Below are 16,171 nucleotides of genomic sequence, written 5' to 3' on the forward strand. Positions count from 1 at the left end.
GCACTCGCCGTGGCGCTCAGCTCAGCAAGCCCAGTCCTGCTCCAGATCCAGGCCCCCCTCACGCCGCTGTGTGAAGGAGAACCAGTTCCCGGAGTCGTCCCGGAACAGCGCCTCCGTGCCGTACGGCCGCTCCTGAGGCTCCTGAAGGAACTCCACCCCGCGCTCCTTGAGCTTCTTGTGGTCGCCGTGGATGTCGTCCGTCGCCAGCACCCCGGCCCCCAGCGCCCCCTTGGCGACGAGCTTCCGCATCATCTCGGCGGACTCGGGGTCCATCGCCGGCGGCCCCGGCACCATCAGCGTCAGCTCCACGTCGGGCTGGCCGGGGGCGCCGACGGTCAGCCAACGCATGCCGCCGTCGCCCATGGTCATGTCCGTACGGACCTCGAACCCCAGCTTCTGCGTGTAGAACTCCTTGGCCCGGTCCTGGTCCAGGACCCAGACGGTGGTGATGGCCAGCCCCTTGATCATGTCTCTGCTCTCCTGTCGGCGGATTCGCTCTCGTCACCGTAGGCAGGGCCGGCCCCGGACCGCTTCTCCGATCTTGCGGTGCTGAATCCGCCGGCCCAGAGCATGGCGTAGCACCCGGGTATCAGCGAGGCCCCGCGCCCCACGTGCCGGGCGCGGTACTCGCTCGGGGTGAGACCGGTGCGGGCCTTGAAGCGGGCGGAGAACGTGCCGAGGCTGCTGAAGCCGACCAGTGTGCAGATCTCGGTCACGGTGAGGTTGGCACAGCGCAGCATCTCCTCGGCCCGCTCGATCCGCCGGTGCGTCAGGTACTGGCCGGGCGTCTCGCCGTAGACCTCCTTGAAGGCGCGCAGGAAGTGATACCGCGAGTACCCGGCGCACGCCGCCACGGCGTCGAGATCGAGACCGGGGTCCGCCCAGTCCCGGTCCATGGCGTCCTTGGCCAGCCGCAGCCGCCGCACCTTGTCCATGTAGCCGATAGTGGCACGAGGCACTGACAGTCGTGTTTGTCTCCCGCGACGGCCGCAACCATCAATTGAGGAACCACGACGGCGCTCCGCCACGTCCGCGAGAGCGGCGCCGGTTTAGGCGCAAAAAGGGGAGAAGACCCCGGGGGCGGACACCTTCCCGGGGTCTTCAGTTCAGGCGAGGCTCAGACGGCCTCGACCACCTGCACCGGAGCCGCGTCCTCGCCGCTCTCCGCCGAAGGCTTCCCGCTCTTGAGCGGAACCTCCTTCACGAACAGCGCCGCGACCAGCACGACCACCGCGATCCCCGCGCCCAGCAGGAACGCCGAGTGCGTACCGGCGGAGACCGCGTGCTGGTAGGCGTCCTTGACCGGCGCCGGCAGCAGTTTGAGGTGCTTCGCGTCCAGCGCGGCGGTCTTCTCGGTCATGTGCTTGCCCACCGCACCGGCCCGCTCGGCCATGACGTGCTTGACGCGGTCGTTGAAGAGCGCGCCCATGATGGCCACACCGAAGGAGGAGCCGAGCGTACGGAACAGGGTGGTGGACGAGGACGCGACGCCCATGTCCTTCATCTCCACGCTGTTCTGCGCCACCAGCATGGTGATCTGCATCAGGCAGCCCATGCCCAGCCCCAGCACGGCCATGTAGATGCCGGACGTCAGCCGGGTCGTACCCGTGTCCATCAGCGACAGCAGATACAGGCCGGCGATCATCAGAGCACCGCCGACGATCGGGAAGATCTTGTAGCGGCCGCTGTTGGTGGTGACCCGGCCCGCGACCATCGAGGTCACGAGCATCGCGCCGAGCATCGGCAGGAGCAGCAGACCGGAGTTGGTCGCGGAGGCGCCCTGCACCGACTGCTGGTACAGCGGCAGGTAGAGCGTGGCGCCGAACATCACGAAGCCGGTGATGAAGCCGATGACGGACATCAGGGTGAAGTTGCGGCTGCGGAACATGTGCAGCGGTACGACCGGCTCGGCGGCCCTGGTCTGCCCGTACACGAACCCGATCAGCGCGGCGACGCCGATGCCTATCAGCTCCATGATCCGCGCGGAGGTCCAGGCGTACTCGCTGCCGCCCCAGGTGGTGACCAGCACGATCGAGGTGATGCCGACGGTCAGCAGCAGCACACCCCAGTAGTCGATGCGCGCCTGGGACCGCTTCTTCGGCAGGTGCAGCACGGCGCTGACCAGGGCGAGGGCCACGGCACCGAGCGGCAGGTTGATGTAGAAGGACCAGCGCCAGCCCCAGTTGTCGGTGATGGTGCCGCCGACCAGCGGACCGCCGATCATCGCCAGCGCCATGACGCCGGCCATCATGCCGGTGTACTTGCCGCGCTCCCGCGGCGGGATCAGATCGCCGATGATCGCCATGACGCCGACCATCAGACCGCCGGCGCCCAGGCCCTGCACGGCACGGAAGCCGATGAGCTCGCCCATGTTCTGGGCCATGCCGCTGAGCGCCGAGCCGATCAGGAAGAGCACGATCGAGGTGAGGAACGAGCCCTTGCGCCCGTACATGTCACCGAGCTTGCCCCAGATCGGGGTGGAGGCCGCGGTGGCCAGGGTGTAGCCGGTGACCACCCAGGACAGGTGCTCCAGGCCACCCAGGTCGCCGACGATCGTCGGCATCGCCGTACCCACGATCATGTTGTCGAGCATCGCGAGCATCATCGCGATCATGAGCGCGAGCAGGACCACCCGCACGCTCTTCGGCTGTTTACTGTCCGTGACGTTCTGTACTGTGTCCGCCATCTCTTCCCACTCCCCCTACGGCGGCTACTTACTTGCCGCCCGGCTAGTTCACTACACTGGGAAAGTAGCCCCGCAACTAGCCGGGCGTCAAGTAAGTTTCCGCGGGAGCGCGAGGAGTACGAGGATGGGCGGCACCATGGACGGCACCAAGCAGCAGCGCCGCGGCAACACCCGCCAGCGCATCCAGGACGTGGCACTCGAACTCTTCGCGGAGCAGGGCTACGAGAAGACCTCTCTGCGCGAGATCGCCGAGCGTCTCGACGTCACGAAGGCGGCCCTGTACTACCACTTCAAGACGAAGGAAGAGATCATCGTCAGCGTCTTCGCGGACCTGACGAAACCGATCGAGGACCTGATCGAGTGGGGTCGCAGCCAGCCGCACACCCTGGACACCAAGCAGGAGATCGTACGGCGCTACAGCGAGGCCCTGGCCGGCGCGGAACCGCTGTTCCGCTTCATGCAGGAGAACCAGGCGACGGTACGGGAACTGCGCATCGGCGACACCTTCAAGGACCGGATGCGCGGCCTGCGGGACATCCTCATCGACCCGGACGCCGACCTCGTCGACCAGGTGCGCTCGGTCAGCGCCATGTTCACGCTGCACGCCGGGATGTTCGTGATGCAGGACCTGGAAGGCGACCCCGACAAGAAGCGGGAGGCGGTTCTGGAGGTCGCCCTGGACATGGTCACCCAGGCGCACGAACGCGCCCGCCGACAGGACTGACCCCGGCATCCACGGCCGTGCAGCAGTGGACGGCCGGAAAAATGTGACGCACACCTCTGGCCGCCTACCGTCCAGTAACCCTACGGTTCCCCTCGCGCCACCCTCACCTCAGATCATGCCCCTGACATTTCAGGCTTGCGTACGGACGTGAGAGGAACCCCCACCGATGACCAGACGCCCCTGGGCGCTCCGCATATCCGCAACCGCCGTCTCCGTGGCCGCCCTGGCCGCGATGGCCGCGCCGGCCCAGGCGGCCGACGACACGGCGACCACCAGCAGCTCCACCACCAAGGTCGACTACGCCACCTGGCAGAAGGACTGCCAGGCGGTGATGGACCAGGCGCTGCCGTACCTGAAGGAGCGGATCGCCGACGCCCGACCGGGCGAGAAGCAGGCCATCGTCTTCGACATCGACAACACCACGCTGGAGACCGACTTCGGCTTCAGCTACCCGCAGCCGGCCAACAAGCCCGTCCTGAACGTCGCGAAGTACGCCCAGGAGCACGGCGTCTCGCTGTTCTTCGTCACGGCCCGCCCGGGCATCATCTACCTGCCCACCGAGTACAACCTCGAACACGACGGCTACGACGTCTCCGGCCTGTATGTGCGCGGCCTGTTCGACCTGTTCAAGGACGTCGCCGCCTACAAGACCGCGCAGCGCGTCGACATCGAGAACAAGGGCTACACGATCATCGCGAACATCGGCAACAGCGCCACCGACCTGTCCGGCGGTCATGCCGAGAAGACCTTCAAACTGCCGGACTACAACGGGCAGTTGTCCTGACACCCGAAAGGGGCCGGTGCCCAAAGGCACCGGCCCCTTTCAACTCGGCCAATCCGCCGGAGGCTTACGCCTCCTTGCTCAGGTTCGGCCCGGCACCGCCGGCCGCCTGCTCGATCGGCGGGACGTCGGGCAGCGCCGACTTCTCCTCACCACGGAAGGTGAAGGTCTGGGACTCGCCCTCGCCTTCGGTGTCCACGACCACGATGTGACCGGGGCGCAGCTCGCCGAAGAGGATCTTCTCCGAGAGCGTGTCCTCGACCTCGCGCTGGATCGTGCGGCGCAGCGGACGCGCGCCCAGCACCGGGTCGTAACCCTTCTTCGCCAGCAGCTCCTTGGCGGACTGGGAGAGCTCGATGCCCATGTCCCGGTCCTTCAGGCGCTCGTCCACCTTGCTGATCATCAGGTCGACGATCCGCAGGATGTCCGACTGCGTCAGCTGCGGGAAGACGACCACGTCGTCGACGCGGTTGAGGAACTCGGGGCGGAAGTGCTGCTTGAGCTCGTCCGACACCTTGTTCTTCATGCGCTCGTAGTTGGTCTTCGTGTCACCCGCGGCGGCGAAGCCGAGGTTGAAGCCCTTGGAGATGTCCCGGGTGCCGAGGTTGGTCGTCATGATGATGACCGTGTTCTTGAAGTCCACGACCCGGCCCTGGGAGTCGGTCAGACGACCGTCCTCCAGGATCTGCAGCAGCGAGTTGAAGATGTCCGGGTGGGCCTTCTCGACCTCGTCGAAGAGGACGACGGAGAACGGCTTGCGGCGGACCTTCTCGGTCAGCTGGCCGCCCTCTTCGTAGCCCACGTAGCCGGGGGGCGAACCGAAGAGACGCGACACCGTGTGCTTCTCGCTGAACTCCGACATGTCGAGGGAGATCAGCGCGTCCTCGTCACCGAAGAGGAACTCGGCCAGGGCCTTGGAGAGTTCGGTCTTACCGACACCGGACGGGCCCGCGAAGATGAACGAACCACCGGGACGCTTGGGGTCCTTCAGACCCGCACGCGTACGACGGATCGCCTTCGACAGCGCCTTGACGGCGTCGTTCTGGCCGATGACCCGCTTGTGGAGCTCGTCCTCCATGCGGAGCAGACGGGAGGACTCCTCCTCCGTCAGCTTGAAGACCGGGATGCCCGTCGCCGTGGCGAGGACCTCGGCGATCAGCTCGCCGTCGACCTCGGCGACGACGTCCATGTCGCCGGCCTTCCACTCCTTCTCCCGCTTGGCCTTGGCGGCAAGGAGCTGCTTCTCCTTGTCGCGCAGGGAGGCGGCCTTCTCGAAGTCCTGCGAGTCGATCGCGGACTCCTTGTCCCGGCGGACGGCGGCGATCTTCTCGTCGAACTCGCGCAGGTCCGGCGGAGCGGTCATCCGGCGGATGCGCATCCGGGAACCGGCCTCGTCGATCAGGTCGATCGCCTTGTCCGGCAGGAAGCGGTCGGAGATGTACCGGTCGGCCAGGGTGGCCGCCTGGACCAGGGCCTCGTCCGTGATGGAGACGCGGTGGTGCGCCTCGTAGCGGTCGCGCAGGCCCTTGAGGATCTCGATCGTGTGCGGCAGGGACGGCTCGGCGACCTGGATGGGCTGGAAGCGGCGCTCCAGGGCCGCGTCCTTCTCCAGGTGCTTGCGGTACTCGTCCAGGGTGGTCGCACCGATGGTCTGCAGCTCGCCGCGGGCCAGCATCGGCTTGAGGATGCTCGCCGCGTCGATCGCGCCCTCGGCGGCACCCGCACCGACCAGCGTGTGCAGCTCGTCGATGAACAGGATGATGTCGCCGCGGGTGCGGATCTCCTTGAGCACCTTCTTCAGGCGCTCCTCGAAGTCACCGCGGTAGCGGGAGCCGGCGACCAGGGCACCGAGGTCCAGGGTGTAGAGGTGCTTGTCCTTGAGGGTCTCGGGCACCTCGCCCTTGACGATGGCCTGGGCGAGGCCCTCGACGACGGCGGTCTTGCCGACGCCGGGCTCACCGATCAGCACCGGGTTGTTCTTGGTACGGCGGGACAGCACCTGCATGACCCGCTCGATCTCCTTCTCGCGCCCGATGACCGGGTCGAGCTTGGACTCACGAGCGGCCTGGGTGAGGTTCCGGCCGAACTGGTCCAGGACGAGGGAGGTCGAAGGCGTGCCCTCGGCCGGGCCGCCCGCGGTGGCGGTCTCCTTGCCCTGGTAACCGGAGAGCAGCTGGATGACCTGCTGCCGCACCCGGTTGAGGTCTGCGCCCAGCTTGACCAGGACCTGGGCGGCCACGCCCTCGCCCTCACGGATCAGGCCGAGCAGGATGTGCTCCGTGCCGATGTAGTTGTGGCCCAGCTGAAGGGCCTCGCGGAGCGACAGCTCCAGGACCTTCTTGGCACGGGGGGTGAAGGGGATGTGCCCGGACGGGGCCTGCTGGCCCTGGCCGATGATCTCCTCCACCTGCTGGCGGACCGCCTCAAGCGAAATGCCGAGGCTCTCCAGGGCCTTAGCGGCGACACCTTCGCCCTCGTGGATGAGACCCAGGAGGATGTGCTCGGTGCCGATGTAGTTGTGGTTGAGCATCCGGGCTTCTTCCTGAGCCAGGACGACAACCCGCCGCGCGCGGTCGGTGAACCTCTCGAACATCGTTAATCGCTCCTCAGAGCGGTCAGGCAGTGGGGGGAACTTCCCCTCCCTGTCCTTCCGCAGCTTAGTCCCGCAAGCGGGGACCGCTCATTCCAACTGCCGACACCGTCGATGGCCTCCTGACCCGTGACGCCGACATCTGCTCCAACCCGATGGTGCGAGACGATGTTCCCGCAGGCCAGGCAGTTACCCCCATCGCCAGTACGCCGATGGCGAACGTGAGACGGCCCGGCCTTCGTGTCGCCCCCTCCCACTAGGCATGTCTTACCCCCTGGGACTGTCACTCCATGCGGCGCGCACCGGTCCCCTCCGCTATGGGCGAACAACCTTGCGCCTCCCCGCACCCCCGCGCGCCCCCTCTTTCGGCGCTCTGCGTGATCGATTTGACACACAGCGTAACCCCCCGGGGGCTTCGCGGGTTGCACCTGGCATGGTTGGCTCGGTCCCCGCGGCCTCAACGGTCCCCCTTCCTCGTCGCCCCCTGGATCCGGACGTACCGAACACAGGTGATCTTCCGGATGGCCCGGATGCCCGGGTCCGTCACTGGTACGAGAACGATCTGGGCTGGGCGACAGTGCCCGGACGGCCGCTGCGGCTGCTCACCGGGGTGCGGTTCGACGTCCTGGACGTGCCGGCCGAGGCGGGCGCGGGGGCGCTCCGGCATCTCGCACCGGCCTCTCCGGTGGCCCTTCGGGGCGACCGGATGGCGCTGCTGGTGGCCGCGGGCAGCGCGGAGGAGCTGCCGGGGCTGCTGGACTGGCTGGAGTGGCACGCCGTGACCCTCGACCTGCGGGTCCTGGGGGCGGGCCACGCGATGGAGGCGCCGGCCCCGCCGACGAGCGTGGGCGAAGGGGCCGTGCGGGCCGGGGCCGTACAGGGGGCCGCCGTATGGCTGCGGCCCCCCGGGCCCGGAGGCGAGGTCGAGGCCTCGCTGCCGGCGATGCCGGCCATGGGGCGCGGGAAGGGCGCCCCCGATCTCGTACGACTGCTGGACACGGTGGCAGCACAGTGCCACCGGGTCCGGCTGCGGCGCCCGCGCGCGGGAGGGCCGACCGCCTGCCGGCGGGATCAGCCGTTGGCCTTCTCGTAGGCCTCGCGAATGGACGCGGGAACGCGACCGCGGTCGTTGACCTCGTAACCGTTCTCCTTCGCCCAGGCACGGATCGCCGCGGTGTCCTGGCTGCCACCGGAAGCGGCACGCGCCTTTCCGCGTCCGCCCGAGGCACGGCCACCGGTGCGACGACCGCCCTTCACATAGGGCTCGAGAAGGCCGCGCAGCTTGTCCGCATTGGTGGTCGTGAGATCGATCTCGTACGTCTTGCCGTCCAGCGCGAACGTCACGGTCTCGTCCGCCTCGCCGCCGTCGAGGTCGTCGACAAGAAGGACCTGAACCTTCTGTGCCACCGGATTTCCTTTCATCGATAACGTTGAGGACCAAGGGGGTGTGCGGCGTGCGCCGTTTCGCCGCCCCTGTTATATGCAGTACTGCAGTACGTCGGAAAGCAAACCGCTTTTGCCGGAAAAACACAAACCCCTGGGAGAGGACCGGTAGAGAACCGGCGGAGCGCCTCCGCCCGGAAACATGCGCGTTTCGGACATAGGGCACCGGGGCAAAGACGATCACAGATGCAGAAGCATCCGGCTGTTGCCCAAGGTGTTCGGTTTCACTCGTTCGAGACCCAGGAACTCGGCGACGCCCTCGTCATAGGAACGCAACAGCTCCGTGTACACATCGGTGTCGACCGGCGTCTCCCCGATCTCCACGAAGCCGTGCTTCCCGAAGAAGTCCACTTCGAAGGTCAGGCAGAAAACCCGGCGAACGCCGAGCCAGCGCGCGGTCTGCAGCAACTTCTCCAGCAACCGGTGGCCGACGCCGGCGCCCTTGAGTCCGGGCTTCACCGCGAGAGTGCGGACTTCCGCGAGGTCCTCCCACATGACGTGCAGCGCGCCGCAGCCGACCACCTCGGCGTTGTCGTCGCGTTCCGCGACCCAGAACTCCTGGATGTCCTCGTAAAGCGTGACCGTGGCTTTGTCGAGCAGGATGCGGTCTCGGGCGTAGGCGTCGAGGAGGCGGCGTACGGCCGGGACGTCGCTGGTCCGGGCGCGCCGGACCGTGATGGCGCTTGCGGTGGCTTCGGGGCGCTCTGCAGACATGAGCGGACGCTATCGCCCGTCGGCGTCCTGCGCCGCGCCGGGGTTCTCTTCACCGGGCTCGGGGTTCTCTTGGCCGGGACCGGGGATGCTATCCGCGATTTCCGGTCCCTGAACGATGCGGACGGCGTCCCTGAGGGCCTGGCGCTGTTCCTCGCTCATCATCCCGAAGAAGGCGACGAGAGCGGCGGCCGGGTTGTCGCTCTGCGACCAGGCGTCGTTCATGAGGGCGGCGGCGTAGGCGGCCCGCGTCGAGACGGCCTCATATCGATAGGCCCGCCCTTCGGCCTCACGGCGCACCCAGCCCTTCTGATGGAGATTGTCCAAAACGGTCATCACGGTGGTGTACGCGATGGAGCGTTCCTGCTGGAGGTCTTCCAGGACTTCTCGAACGGTCACCGGGCGGTTCCACTTCCACACCCGCGTCATGACCGCGTCTTCGAGTTCTCCCAATGGGCGAGGCACAGCTCAGAACAATAGTGGGAGATCCCGGCAATGGCGTGCGGAACGTGCATCAAGCCCACGAATGCGAACAAAAAGGGCGTACGGCTCGGAGTCGCATGGCGATGGAGAGAGCCGCGGGGGCTGTTGCGCGGAAGGGGGCGGGCCGGACGGACAGACTCGCCCCGGCCCGTCTCGGCCGACCAGGGGCCGGTTCAGGCGTCGCCGGCGGCGGAGGCCTGGCGGGCGCTCTCCGCGCGCGCGAGGGCGGCGTCGACGGCCGCGTCCTCCTTGGCCTTGGCGGCCCCGCCCTGGGTCTTCACGATCACCCTGACCACACCGATGAAGAACACGGCCATCACGACCGGAGGCACAAGCGCGGAGACGTAGTCCATGCCCTCCAGAGTAGCCACGGACCCCCGCCCGAAAGGTACGGGGTGCACAGACACCCCGGGGTTGGTCAGCCGGCAGCCAGTTGGCGGGTTTCGGTGGGGTTCGCCGGAGGCGCCGGCTTGCGGCGCGGGAAGACCTCCCCCGGCGTCGGAATGGGCCGCTTCGGCGCCGCCGGCTCCGTGCCGGGCCGCTCCCCGGGCGTCGGCGCAGGTCTCGGCGCGGGCTTCTGCGGGGGCTTCTGAGCGGGCTTCTGCGGCTCCCCGGCCTGCTCCTGGCCCCGCAGCACCCCGGACGCTCCCCCGCCGCCCGGAAGGGCCATCAGGCGGGTGCGGGAGGGCGGCACGGCGGGCGCCGGCACCCTGCGCGCGCCCCGCGCGAACCGGGCCCGTACGTCCTGCTCGGCCAATGCCTGGCAACGGTCCAGCAGCGCGGCCGCGACCCGGCTCCCGCGCAGCGCCCGCAGCGCGGCGAGATCGTCCGGCGTCGGCCGGTGCCCGGCCCCCAGCGCCTCCTCCAGGAGGGTGAGATAGCCGACGGCGGCACCCGGCAGCGCCGCCCGGTAACGGCCGAGGTCGGCCACCAGGAAAGCGCGCAGTCTCGCCCCCTCGCGCTGCGCCTCGTCGAGCGACTCGGCGAGCCGGAAGCAGTCCTGGACGTCCTCGGCGGACGCTTGGCCGGGGTGAAGGGCGAGGGCGAGGGCGCGGCGGAGCACACGCAGCTCCTCCACGCCGAACGCCATGCCGCCGCGGGATCCGTATGGCGTGGGCATGCGGCGACGCTACCGCTAATCGGACAAAAGTGACGAAACAGGATGATTTTTCGGTGCGTGTCGCTCCCGGTTTCCCCCGACCGGTGCTACGGCCCAGATCACCTCACAGCCGCGACACGTTCCGCTCGTACACCAGCCGCAGCCCGATCAGCGTCAGCCACGGCTGGTGCTCGTCGATCACCGAGGACTCCCCCAGCACCATCGGCGCGAGCCCGCCCGTGGCGATCACGGTGACGTCGTCCGGGTCGTCCGCCAGCTCCCGCGCCATGCGGCTGACGACCCCGTCGACCTGCCCCGCGAAGCCGTACACGATGCCCGCCTGCATGGCCTCGACCGTGTTCTTGCCGATCACGCTGCGCGGCCGGGCCACCTCGATCTTCCGCAGCTGCGCGCCCTTCACACCGAGCGCCTCCACGGAGATCTCGATACCGGGCGCGATGACCCCGCCGACGTACTCCCCGCGCGCGGACACCGCGTCGAACGTGGTCGCCGTACCGAAGTCGACGACGATCGCCGGGCCGCCGTACAGCTCGACGGCCGCGACCGCGTTGATGATCCGGTCCGCGCCGACCTCCTTGGGGTTGTCGGTGAGGATCGGCACGCCGGTCTTCACGCCCGGCTCGACCAGGACGGCGGGGACGTCGCCGTAGTAGCGCCGGGTGACCTCGCGCAGTTCGTGCAGCACCGACGGGACGGTCGCGCAGATCGCGATGCCGTCGATGCCGTCGCCCAGCTCCTCGCCGAGCAGCGGGTGCATGCCCATCAGGCCCTGGAGCAGCACCGCCAGCTCGTCCGCCGTCCGGCGCGCGTCGGTGGAGATGCGCCAGTGCTCGACGATGTCCTCGCCGTCGAACAGGCCGAGGACGGTGTGAGTGTTGCCGACGTCGATCGTGAGGAGCATCGCGGTTACTCCGCCTCGCGCAGGTCGAGGCCGATGTCCAGGATCGGCGCGGAGTGGGTGAGCGCGCCGACGGCCAGGAAGTCCACGCCCGTGTCGGCGTACACGCGCGCGACGTCGAGCGTGAGCCGGCCTGAGGCCTCCAGCAGGGCCCGCCCGCGGACGATCCCGACGGCCTCCGCACACTCGTCGGGCGTGAAGTTGTCCAGCAGGATCAGGTCCGCGCCCGCCTCGACGACCTCGCGCAGCTGGTGCAGGGTGTCGACCTCGACCTCGATCGGCACCTCCGGGAAGGCCTCCCGTACGGCCTTGAAGGCCTGCGCGACGCCACCGGCGGCGACCACGTGGTTGTCCTTCACCAGGGCCGCGTCGGACAGCGACATGCGGTGGTTGACGCCGCCGCCGCAGCGGACGGCGAACTTCTCCAGCGAGCGCAGACCCGGGGTCGTCTTGCGGGTGTCGCGGACCTTGGTCTTGGTGCCCTCCAGTGCGTCCGCCCACGCGCGCGTGGCGGTCGCGATGCCGGACAGGCGGCACAGGATGTTCAGCGCGCTGCGCTCGGCGGTCAGCAGGTCACGCGTGCGCGTGGTGACCGACAGCAGCCGCTGCCCGGCCTCGACGCGGTCGCCGTCCTCGACGTGCCGCTCGACCTCGAACTCGTCCGTGCAGACCACCGAGAGCACGGCCTCGGCGACCCTGAGGCCCGCCACGACGCCCGCCTCGCGCGCGGTGAAGTCGCCGGTGGCGGTGGCGTCCTCCGGGATGGTCGAGACGGTCGTCACGTCCACCCCGCCGTCCAGGTCCTCCTGGATGGCCACGTTGGCGATGTCCTCGACCTCGATCGGATCGAGCCCGGCGGCGGCCAGCAGCTCGGCGAGCGCGGGGTCGAGCCCACTCTCCAGATACTCCTCGTCTCCGTCCGCGCCACAGGCACAGCCGTCGCCGCAGCCACCGGTCGGGGCGAGGGGAAGGTCGTCGGTGCTCACGTCTGTCACTGCTCCTGAGGCGCTGGGTGTTACCGGGTAGGGGGGAAGTCTGCGGTGTCGGTGGTGTGCACGGCCAGCGACCGGTCCGGGTTCAGCCGTACGACGATGTGCCGCCGCCAGTGGGTGTCGTCGCGCTCGGCGCGGTCCTCGCGCCAGTGGCAGCCGCGGGTCTCCTCGCGCCGCCGCGCGGCGGCGACCAGGGCGCGGGCGACGCACAGGAGGTTGGTGGCCTCCCAGGTGTCGACGCCGGGCTCGGCGGTCTTGCCGTTCTCGTCCAGCGCGTCGCGGGCCTCGCTGTGCAGCTGCTGGAGCTGTTCGGCGGCCTTCGCCAGGGACTCCTCCGAGCGCAGCACGCCCGCGCCCTCGCTCATGATCCGCTGGATGGCGAACCGGGTCTCGGGGGCGAGCAGCGGGTGCGCGGGCGTCTCGGGGTGCTCGACCGGTGCGGGCACGCGCGCGTGGAGGCCGTTGTCCGCTCGCGCGGAGGCGATGTCGGCGGCGATCCGCTCGGCGTAGACGAGGCCTTCGAGGAGGCTGTTGGAGGCGAGCCGGTTGGCGCCGTGGACGCCGGTGCAGGCGACCTCGCCGCACGCGTACAGGCCGGGGACGGTCGTACGGCCCCGGGCGTCGGTGCGCACGCCGCCGGAGGCGTAGTGGGCGGCCGGGGCGATCGGGATGGGCTCGGTGAGCGGGTCGATCCCGTTGGCGCGGCAGGCGGCCAGGATCGTCGGGAAACGGTGCTCCCACATCTCGGCGCCGAAGTGCCGGGCGTCGAGGTACATGTGCTCGGCGCCCTGCTCCAGCATCCGGCGCAGGATGCCCTTGGCGACGATGTCCCGCGGGGCCAGCTCGGCCAGCTCGTGCTGCCCGACCATGAAGCGCACCCCGTCGGCGTCGACCAGATGGGCGCCCTCGCCCCGCACCGCCTCGGAGACCAGCGGCTGCTGGCCCTCGGCGTCCGGCCCCAGAAACAGCACGGTCGGGTGGAACTGCACGAACTCCAGGTCGCTGACCTCGGCGCCGGCGCGCAGCGCCAGCGCCACGCCGTCGCCGGTCGACACCGACGGGTTGGTGGTCGCGGAGAACACCTGGCCCATGCCGCCCGTCGCGAGGACCACCGCGGGGGCGTGCACGGCGCCCACGCCGTCGTGCTGGCCCTCGCCCATCACGTGCAGCGTGACGCCCGCCGTACGGCCGTCGGCGTCGGTCAGCAGGTCCAGCACGAGCGCGTTCTCGATCGTGCGCACTCCGCGCGCGTGCACCGCCTCCACGAGCGCCCGGGAGACCTCGGCGCCGGTCGCGTCGCCGCCCGCGTGCGCGATCCGGCGCCGGTGGTGGCCGCCCTCGCGGGTGAGGTGAATGTCGCCCTCGTCGTCGGTGTCGAAGTGGGCACCGGTGGAGATCAGCCGCCGTACGGCGTCGGGGCCCTCGGTGACGAGGATCCGTACGGCCTCCTCGTCGCACAGGCCCGCGCCGGCCACCAAGGTGTCGTCCAGGTGCTGCTCGGGCGTGTCGCCCTCGCCGAGCGCGGCCGCGATGCCGCCCTGAGCCCACCGCGTGGAGCCGTCGTCCAGGCGGGCCTTCGTGACCACGACCGTCGTCAGGCCCGCGGCCTGGCAGCGCAGTGCCGCGGTCAGACCTGCCACGCCGGAGCCGACGACGACCACGTCCGCGGAGATGGCCCAGCCGGGGGCGGGCGCGTGCAGTCGTATGCCGGTGCTGGTGCCTGTGCTGCTCACGAGGCGGCTCCAAAGGTCAGGGGGAGGTTGTCGATCAGCCGGGTCGTGCCGACCCGGGCGGCGACGGCGAGGACGGCCTCGCCGGTGAAGTCGGCGCCGATCTCGGTGAAGTCGGACGGGTCGACGAGCGCGAGGTAGTCCAGTTCGAGCGGCGGAACGAGCCGGGCGGCCTCGTCCAGCACCTGGCGTGCGGCCGCGCGGACGGCTGCCGGGCCGCCCGGGGAGGCCGTGGCGACCGCGTGCGCGTCGGCGGCGGCGCGGGACTCCCCGAGGGCGCTCAGCGCCTCGGCACGCGCGTGCGTGGAGGGCACTTCGCGGGCACGCGCGCGCAGTGCCTCCTGCGCGGCGTGCCGGTCACGGCCCGCGAACAGCGCGCGGGACAGCGAGAGCGCGGTACGGCGCTCGTCGGGCGAGAGGTAGCAGTTGCGGCTGGAAAGGGCGAGCCCGTCCTCCTCGCGCACGGTCGGTACGCCGACGATCTCGACGCCGAAGTTCAGGTCCCGCACCATGCGCCGGATCAGGGCCAGCTGCTGGGCGTCCTTCTGCCCGTACAGGGCCACGTCGGGACGGGTGAGGTGGAGCAGCTTGGCGACGACGGTCAGCATGCCGTCGAAGTGGCCGGGCCGCGAGGCGCCCTCCAGGCGTTCGCCCATGGGGCCGGCGGCGATCCGGACCTGGGGGGCGCCGCCGGGGTAGACCTCGCCCACGGAGGGCGCGAACACGGCGTCCGCACCGGCCTGTTCGGCGATCTTCAGGTCGGCGTCAAGGGTGCGCGGGTAGCGGTCCAGGTCCTCGCCCGCGCCGAACTGCAGCGGGTTGACGAAGACGGTGACGACGACCTCGCCGTCCGGTCCGGCGATCTCACGCGCGGTGCGGACCAGGGTGGCGTGGCCTTCGTGCAGGGCGCCCATGGTCATCACGACGGCGCGGCGGCCGCGGCGCACGCGCGCGTGGAGCTCGTCGGCGGTGCTCAGCAGGGCGGTGGTCATCGGTCGTTCCCCTCGGTGCCGGTGGTGCCTGGGCCGGTGCTGCCGTGCGTGCCGCCCGCGCCGTCGGCCAGCACGCCGAGCAGGTCCTCGGCGAGTTCGGGCTTCAGCAGGCCGTGCGCCAGTGCCCGGTCGGCGGTCGCACGGGCCATCGCGACGTAGCCCGCGACGGCCTGCGGGGCGTGCCTGCGCAGCTCGGTGATGTGGGCCGCGACCGTGCCGGCGTCGCCGCGCGCGACGGGCCCGGTGAGCGCCGCGTCGCCGGAGCGCAGCGCGTTGTCCAGGGCGGCGCCGAGCAGCGGGCCGAGCATCCGGTCGGGCGCCTCGACGCCGGCGGTGCGCAGCAGCTCCATGGACTGGGCGACCAGGGTCACCAGGTGGTTGGCGCCGAGCGCGAGGGCCGCGTGGTAGAGCGCGCGGTTCTGCTCGCTGATCCACTCGGGCTCGCCGCCCATCTCGATGACGAGGGCCTGGGCGGCCAGGCGCAGTTCCTCGGGCGCGGTGACGCCGAAGGAGCAGCCGGCGAGCCGCTGGACGTCCACGGGGGTGCCCGTGAAGGTCATCGCGGGATGCAGCGCCATCGGCAGCGCGCCCGCGCGCAGGGCCGGGTCGAGGACCCGTGCGCCGTACCGGCCGGAGGTGTGCACGAGGAGCTGGCCGGGCCGTACCGCGCCGGTGTCGGCGAGACCGGAGACCAGGCCGGGCAGGACGTCGTCGGGGACGGTGAGCAGCACCAGGTCGGCGCGCCGCAGGACCTCGGCGGGCGGCACCAGCGGCACGTCCGGGAGCATGGTCTCGGCGCGCCGCCGGGAGGCGTCGGAGACGCCGGAGACGGCCACCGGGCGGTGCCCGGCGAGCTGCAGGGACGCGGCGAGCGCGGGGCCCACGCGGCCGGCGCCGACGACGCCGACGGTGAGCCGCGCGGGGCGGTCCTTGAGGTCTTGCTGGTGGACTGTACTCACGCGACGGCGGCCTTCCCGTTCCAGTCCGCTCTGGGTACCGGACGATTTCTCGTCATGTTAAC

17 protein-coding genes are annotated in these 16,171 nt (G+C 70.2%); 3 read left to right on the forward strand and 14 right to left on the reverse strand.

Annotated elements, in window-relative coordinates:
- Nucleotides 1–21 precede the first annotated feature (21 nt).
- The 3 genes from ACWC2T_RS38300 to ACWC2T_RS38310 form a co-directional block, all read right to left on the reverse strand.
- Nucleotides 22–468: a VOC family protein gene (locus tag ACWC2T_RS38300; protein ID WP_450674945.1), complete on the reverse strand. Its 447-nt coding sequence runs from the start codon at nucleotides 466–468 to the stop codon at nucleotides 22–24.
- The gene (locus ACWC2T_RS38305) at nucleotides 465–935 is read right to left on the reverse strand and encodes a helix-turn-helix transcriptional regulator (protein ID WP_450674946.1); all 471 of its coding nucleotides are present in this window, start codon (nucleotides 933–935) and stop codon (nucleotides 465–467) included. The genes ACWC2T_RS38300 and ACWC2T_RS38305 overlap by 4 nt, the downstream gene beginning before the upstream one ends.
- Before the next feature lie 182 nt (nucleotides 936–1,117).
- Entirely contained in the window at nucleotides 1,118–2,686 is a 1,569-nt protein-coding gene (locus ACWC2T_RS38310; RefSeq protein ID WP_450674947.1) for an MDR family MFS transporter, read from the reverse strand.
- A gap of 124 nt (nucleotides 2,687–2,810) precedes the next feature.
- Here ACWC2T_RS38310 and ACWC2T_RS38315 point away from each other — a divergent pair, with 124 nt between their 5' ends.
- Nucleotides 2,811–3,410, forward strand: a complete 600-nt coding sequence (locus tag ACWC2T_RS38315; RefSeq protein ID WP_450674948.1) for a TetR/AcrR family transcriptional regulator — start codon at nucleotides 2,811–2,813, stop codon at nucleotides 3,408–3,410.
- Between the two features lie 166 nt (nucleotides 3,411–3,576).
- Nucleotides 3,577–4,194 (forward strand): HAD family acid phosphatase, encoded by a 618-nt coding sequence (locus tag ACWC2T_RS38320; RefSeq protein WP_450674949.1) that lies wholly within the window; start codon nucleotides 3,577–3,579, stop codon nucleotides 4,192–4,194.
- A 64-nt stretch (nucleotides 4,195–4,258) separates the two neighbouring features.
- Here the strand turns inward: ACWC2T_RS38320 and ACWC2T_RS38325 are convergent, their stop codons facing one another.
- Entirely contained in the window at nucleotides 4,259–6,784 is a 2,526-nt protein-coding gene (locus ACWC2T_RS38325) for an ATP-dependent Clp protease ATP-binding subunit (RefSeq protein WP_208899532.1), read from the reverse strand.
- 430 nt (nucleotides 6,785–7,214) lie between these two features.
- Between ACWC2T_RS38325 and ACWC2T_RS38330 the strand changes: the two genes are divergently transcribed.
- On the forward strand, nucleotides 7,215–7,874 hold the full coding sequence (locus ACWC2T_RS38330) for an SCO3374 family protein (RefSeq protein ID WP_450674950.1): 660 nt from the start codon (nucleotides 7,215–7,217) through the stop codon (nucleotides 7,872–7,874).
- On the opposite strand, the gene ACWC2T_RS38335 is transcribed toward ACWC2T_RS38330, so the two are convergent.
- The 10 genes from ACWC2T_RS38335 to ACWC2T_RS38380 all read right to left on the reverse strand — a co-directional run bounded on the left by ACWC2T_RS38335 (nucleotide 7,853) and on the right by ACWC2T_RS38380 (nucleotide 16,109).
- Complete coding sequence (locus tag ACWC2T_RS38335; RefSeq protein ID WP_351031652.1) at nucleotides 7,853–8,188, reverse strand: histone-like nucleoid-structuring protein Lsr2; 336 nt, start codon at nucleotides 8,186–8,188, stop codon at nucleotides 7,853–7,855. The genes ACWC2T_RS38330 and ACWC2T_RS38335 overlap by 22 nt on opposite strands.
- Before the next feature lie 216 nt (nucleotides 8,189–8,404).
- The gene (locus ACWC2T_RS38340; RefSeq protein WP_450674951.1) at nucleotides 8,405–8,938 is read right to left on the reverse strand and encodes an amino-acid N-acetyltransferase; all 534 of its coding nucleotides are present in this window, start codon (nucleotides 8,936–8,938) and stop codon (nucleotides 8,405–8,407) included.
- A 9-nt stretch (nucleotides 8,939–8,947) separates the two neighbouring features.
- Nucleotides 8,948–9,364: a BlaI/MecI/CopY family transcriptional regulator gene (locus ACWC2T_RS38345; protein WP_450674952.1), complete on the reverse strand. Its 417-nt coding sequence runs from the start codon at nucleotides 9,362–9,364 to the stop codon at nucleotides 8,948–8,950.
- A gap of 227 nt (nucleotides 9,365–9,591) precedes the next feature.
- On the reverse strand, nucleotides 9,592–9,771 hold the full coding sequence (locus tag ACWC2T_RS38350; RefSeq protein ID WP_351216009.1) for a hypothetical protein: 180 nt from the start codon (nucleotides 9,769–9,771) through the stop codon (nucleotides 9,592–9,594).
- 65 nt (nucleotides 9,772–9,836) lie between these two features.
- Nucleotides 9,837–10,508, reverse strand: a complete 672-nt coding sequence (locus tag ACWC2T_RS38355; protein WP_450674967.1) for a hypothetical protein — start codon at nucleotides 10,506–10,508, stop codon at nucleotides 9,837–9,839.
- A 133-nt stretch (nucleotides 10,509–10,641) separates the two neighbouring features.
- Nucleotides 10,642–11,439 (reverse strand): type III pantothenate kinase, encoded by a 798-nt coding sequence (locus ACWC2T_RS38360; protein ID WP_030651508.1) that lies wholly within the window; start codon nucleotides 11,437–11,439, stop codon nucleotides 10,642–10,644.
- Nucleotides 11,440–11,444: 5 nt separating this feature from the next.
- Nucleotides 11,445–12,422, reverse strand: coding sequence for a carboxylating nicotinate-nucleotide diphosphorylase (nadC, locus tag ACWC2T_RS38365; RefSeq protein WP_450674953.1), 978 nt, complete (start codon nucleotides 12,420–12,422; stop codon nucleotides 11,445–11,447).
- A gap of 29 nt (nucleotides 12,423–12,451) precedes the next feature.
- A complete protein-coding gene (locus tag ACWC2T_RS38370) occupies nucleotides 12,452–14,161 on the reverse strand; it encodes an L-aspartate oxidase (RefSeq protein ID WP_450674954.1) in 1,710 nt (569 codons plus the stop codon).
- A complete protein-coding gene (gene panC, locus ACWC2T_RS38375) occupies nucleotides 14,158–15,150 on the reverse strand; it encodes a pantoate--beta-alanine ligase (RefSeq protein ID WP_450674955.1) in 993 nt (330 codons plus the stop codon). Before panC ends, ACWC2T_RS38370 begins: the two co-directional genes overlap by 4 nt.
- On the reverse strand, nucleotides 15,147–16,109 hold the full coding sequence (locus tag ACWC2T_RS38380; RefSeq protein WP_450674956.1) for a Rossmann-like and DUF2520 domain-containing protein: 963 nt from the start codon (nucleotides 16,107–16,109) through the stop codon (nucleotides 15,147–15,149). The genes panC and ACWC2T_RS38380 overlap by 4 nt, the downstream gene beginning before the upstream one ends.
- Nucleotides 16,110–16,171: the final 62 nt, after the last annotated feature.

This window comes from Streptomyces sp. NPDC001393 (assembly GCF_053597455.1).

Excerpts from the sequence above, each read along its gene's own strand:
- ACWC2T_RS38300 (WP_450674945.1), bottom strand. The coding sequence starts at position 468 with ATGATCAAGGGGCTGGCCATCACCACCGTCTGGGTCCTGGACCAGGAC.
- ACWC2T_RS38305 (WP_450674946.1), bottom strand. The coding sequence starts at position 935 with ATGGACAAGGTGCGGCGGCTGCGGCTGGCCAAGGACGCCATGGACCGG.
- ACWC2T_RS38310 (WP_450674947.1), bottom strand. The coding sequence starts at position 2,686 with ATGGCGGACACAGTACAGAACGTCACGGACAGTAAACAGCCGAAGAGC.
- ACWC2T_RS38315 (WP_450674948.1), top strand. The coding sequence starts at position 2,811 with ATGGGCGGCACCATGGACGGCACCAAGCAGCAGCGCCGCGGCAACACC.
- ACWC2T_RS38320 (WP_450674949.1), top strand. The coding sequence starts at position 3,577 with ATGACCAGACGCCCCTGGGCGCTCCGCATATCCGCAACCGCCGTCTCC.
- ACWC2T_RS38325 (WP_208899532.1), bottom strand. The coding sequence starts at position 6,784 with ATGTTCGAGAGGTTCACCGACCGCGCGCGGCGGGTTGTCGTCCTGGCT.
- ACWC2T_RS38330 (WP_450674950.1), top strand. The coding sequence starts at position 7,215 with ATGGTTGGCTCGGTCCCCGCGGCCTCAACGGTCCCCCTTCCTCGTCGC.
- ACWC2T_RS38340 (WP_450674951.1), bottom strand. The coding sequence starts at position 8,938 with ATGTCTGCAGAGCGCCCCGAAGCCACCGCAAGCGCCATCACGGTCCGG.
- ACWC2T_RS38345 (WP_450674952.1), bottom strand. The coding sequence starts at position 9,364 with ATGACGCGGGTGTGGAAGTGGAACCGCCCGGTGACCGTTCGAGAAGTC.
- ACWC2T_RS38350 (WP_351216009.1), bottom strand. The coding sequence starts at position 9,771 with ATGGACTACGTCTCCGCGCTTGTGCCTCCGGTCGTGATGGCCGTGTTC.
- ACWC2T_RS38355 (WP_450674967.1), bottom strand. The coding sequence starts at position 10,508 with ATGGCGTTCGGCGTGGAGGAGCTGCGTGTGCTCCGCCGCGCCCTCGCC.
- ACWC2T_RS38360 (WP_030651508.1), bottom strand. The coding sequence starts at position 11,439 with ATGCTCCTCACGATCGACGTCGGCAACACTCACACCGTCCTCGGCCTG.
- panC (WP_450674955.1), bottom strand. The coding sequence starts at position 15,150 with ATGACCACCGCCCTGCTGAGCACCGCCGACGAGCTCCACGCGCGCGTG.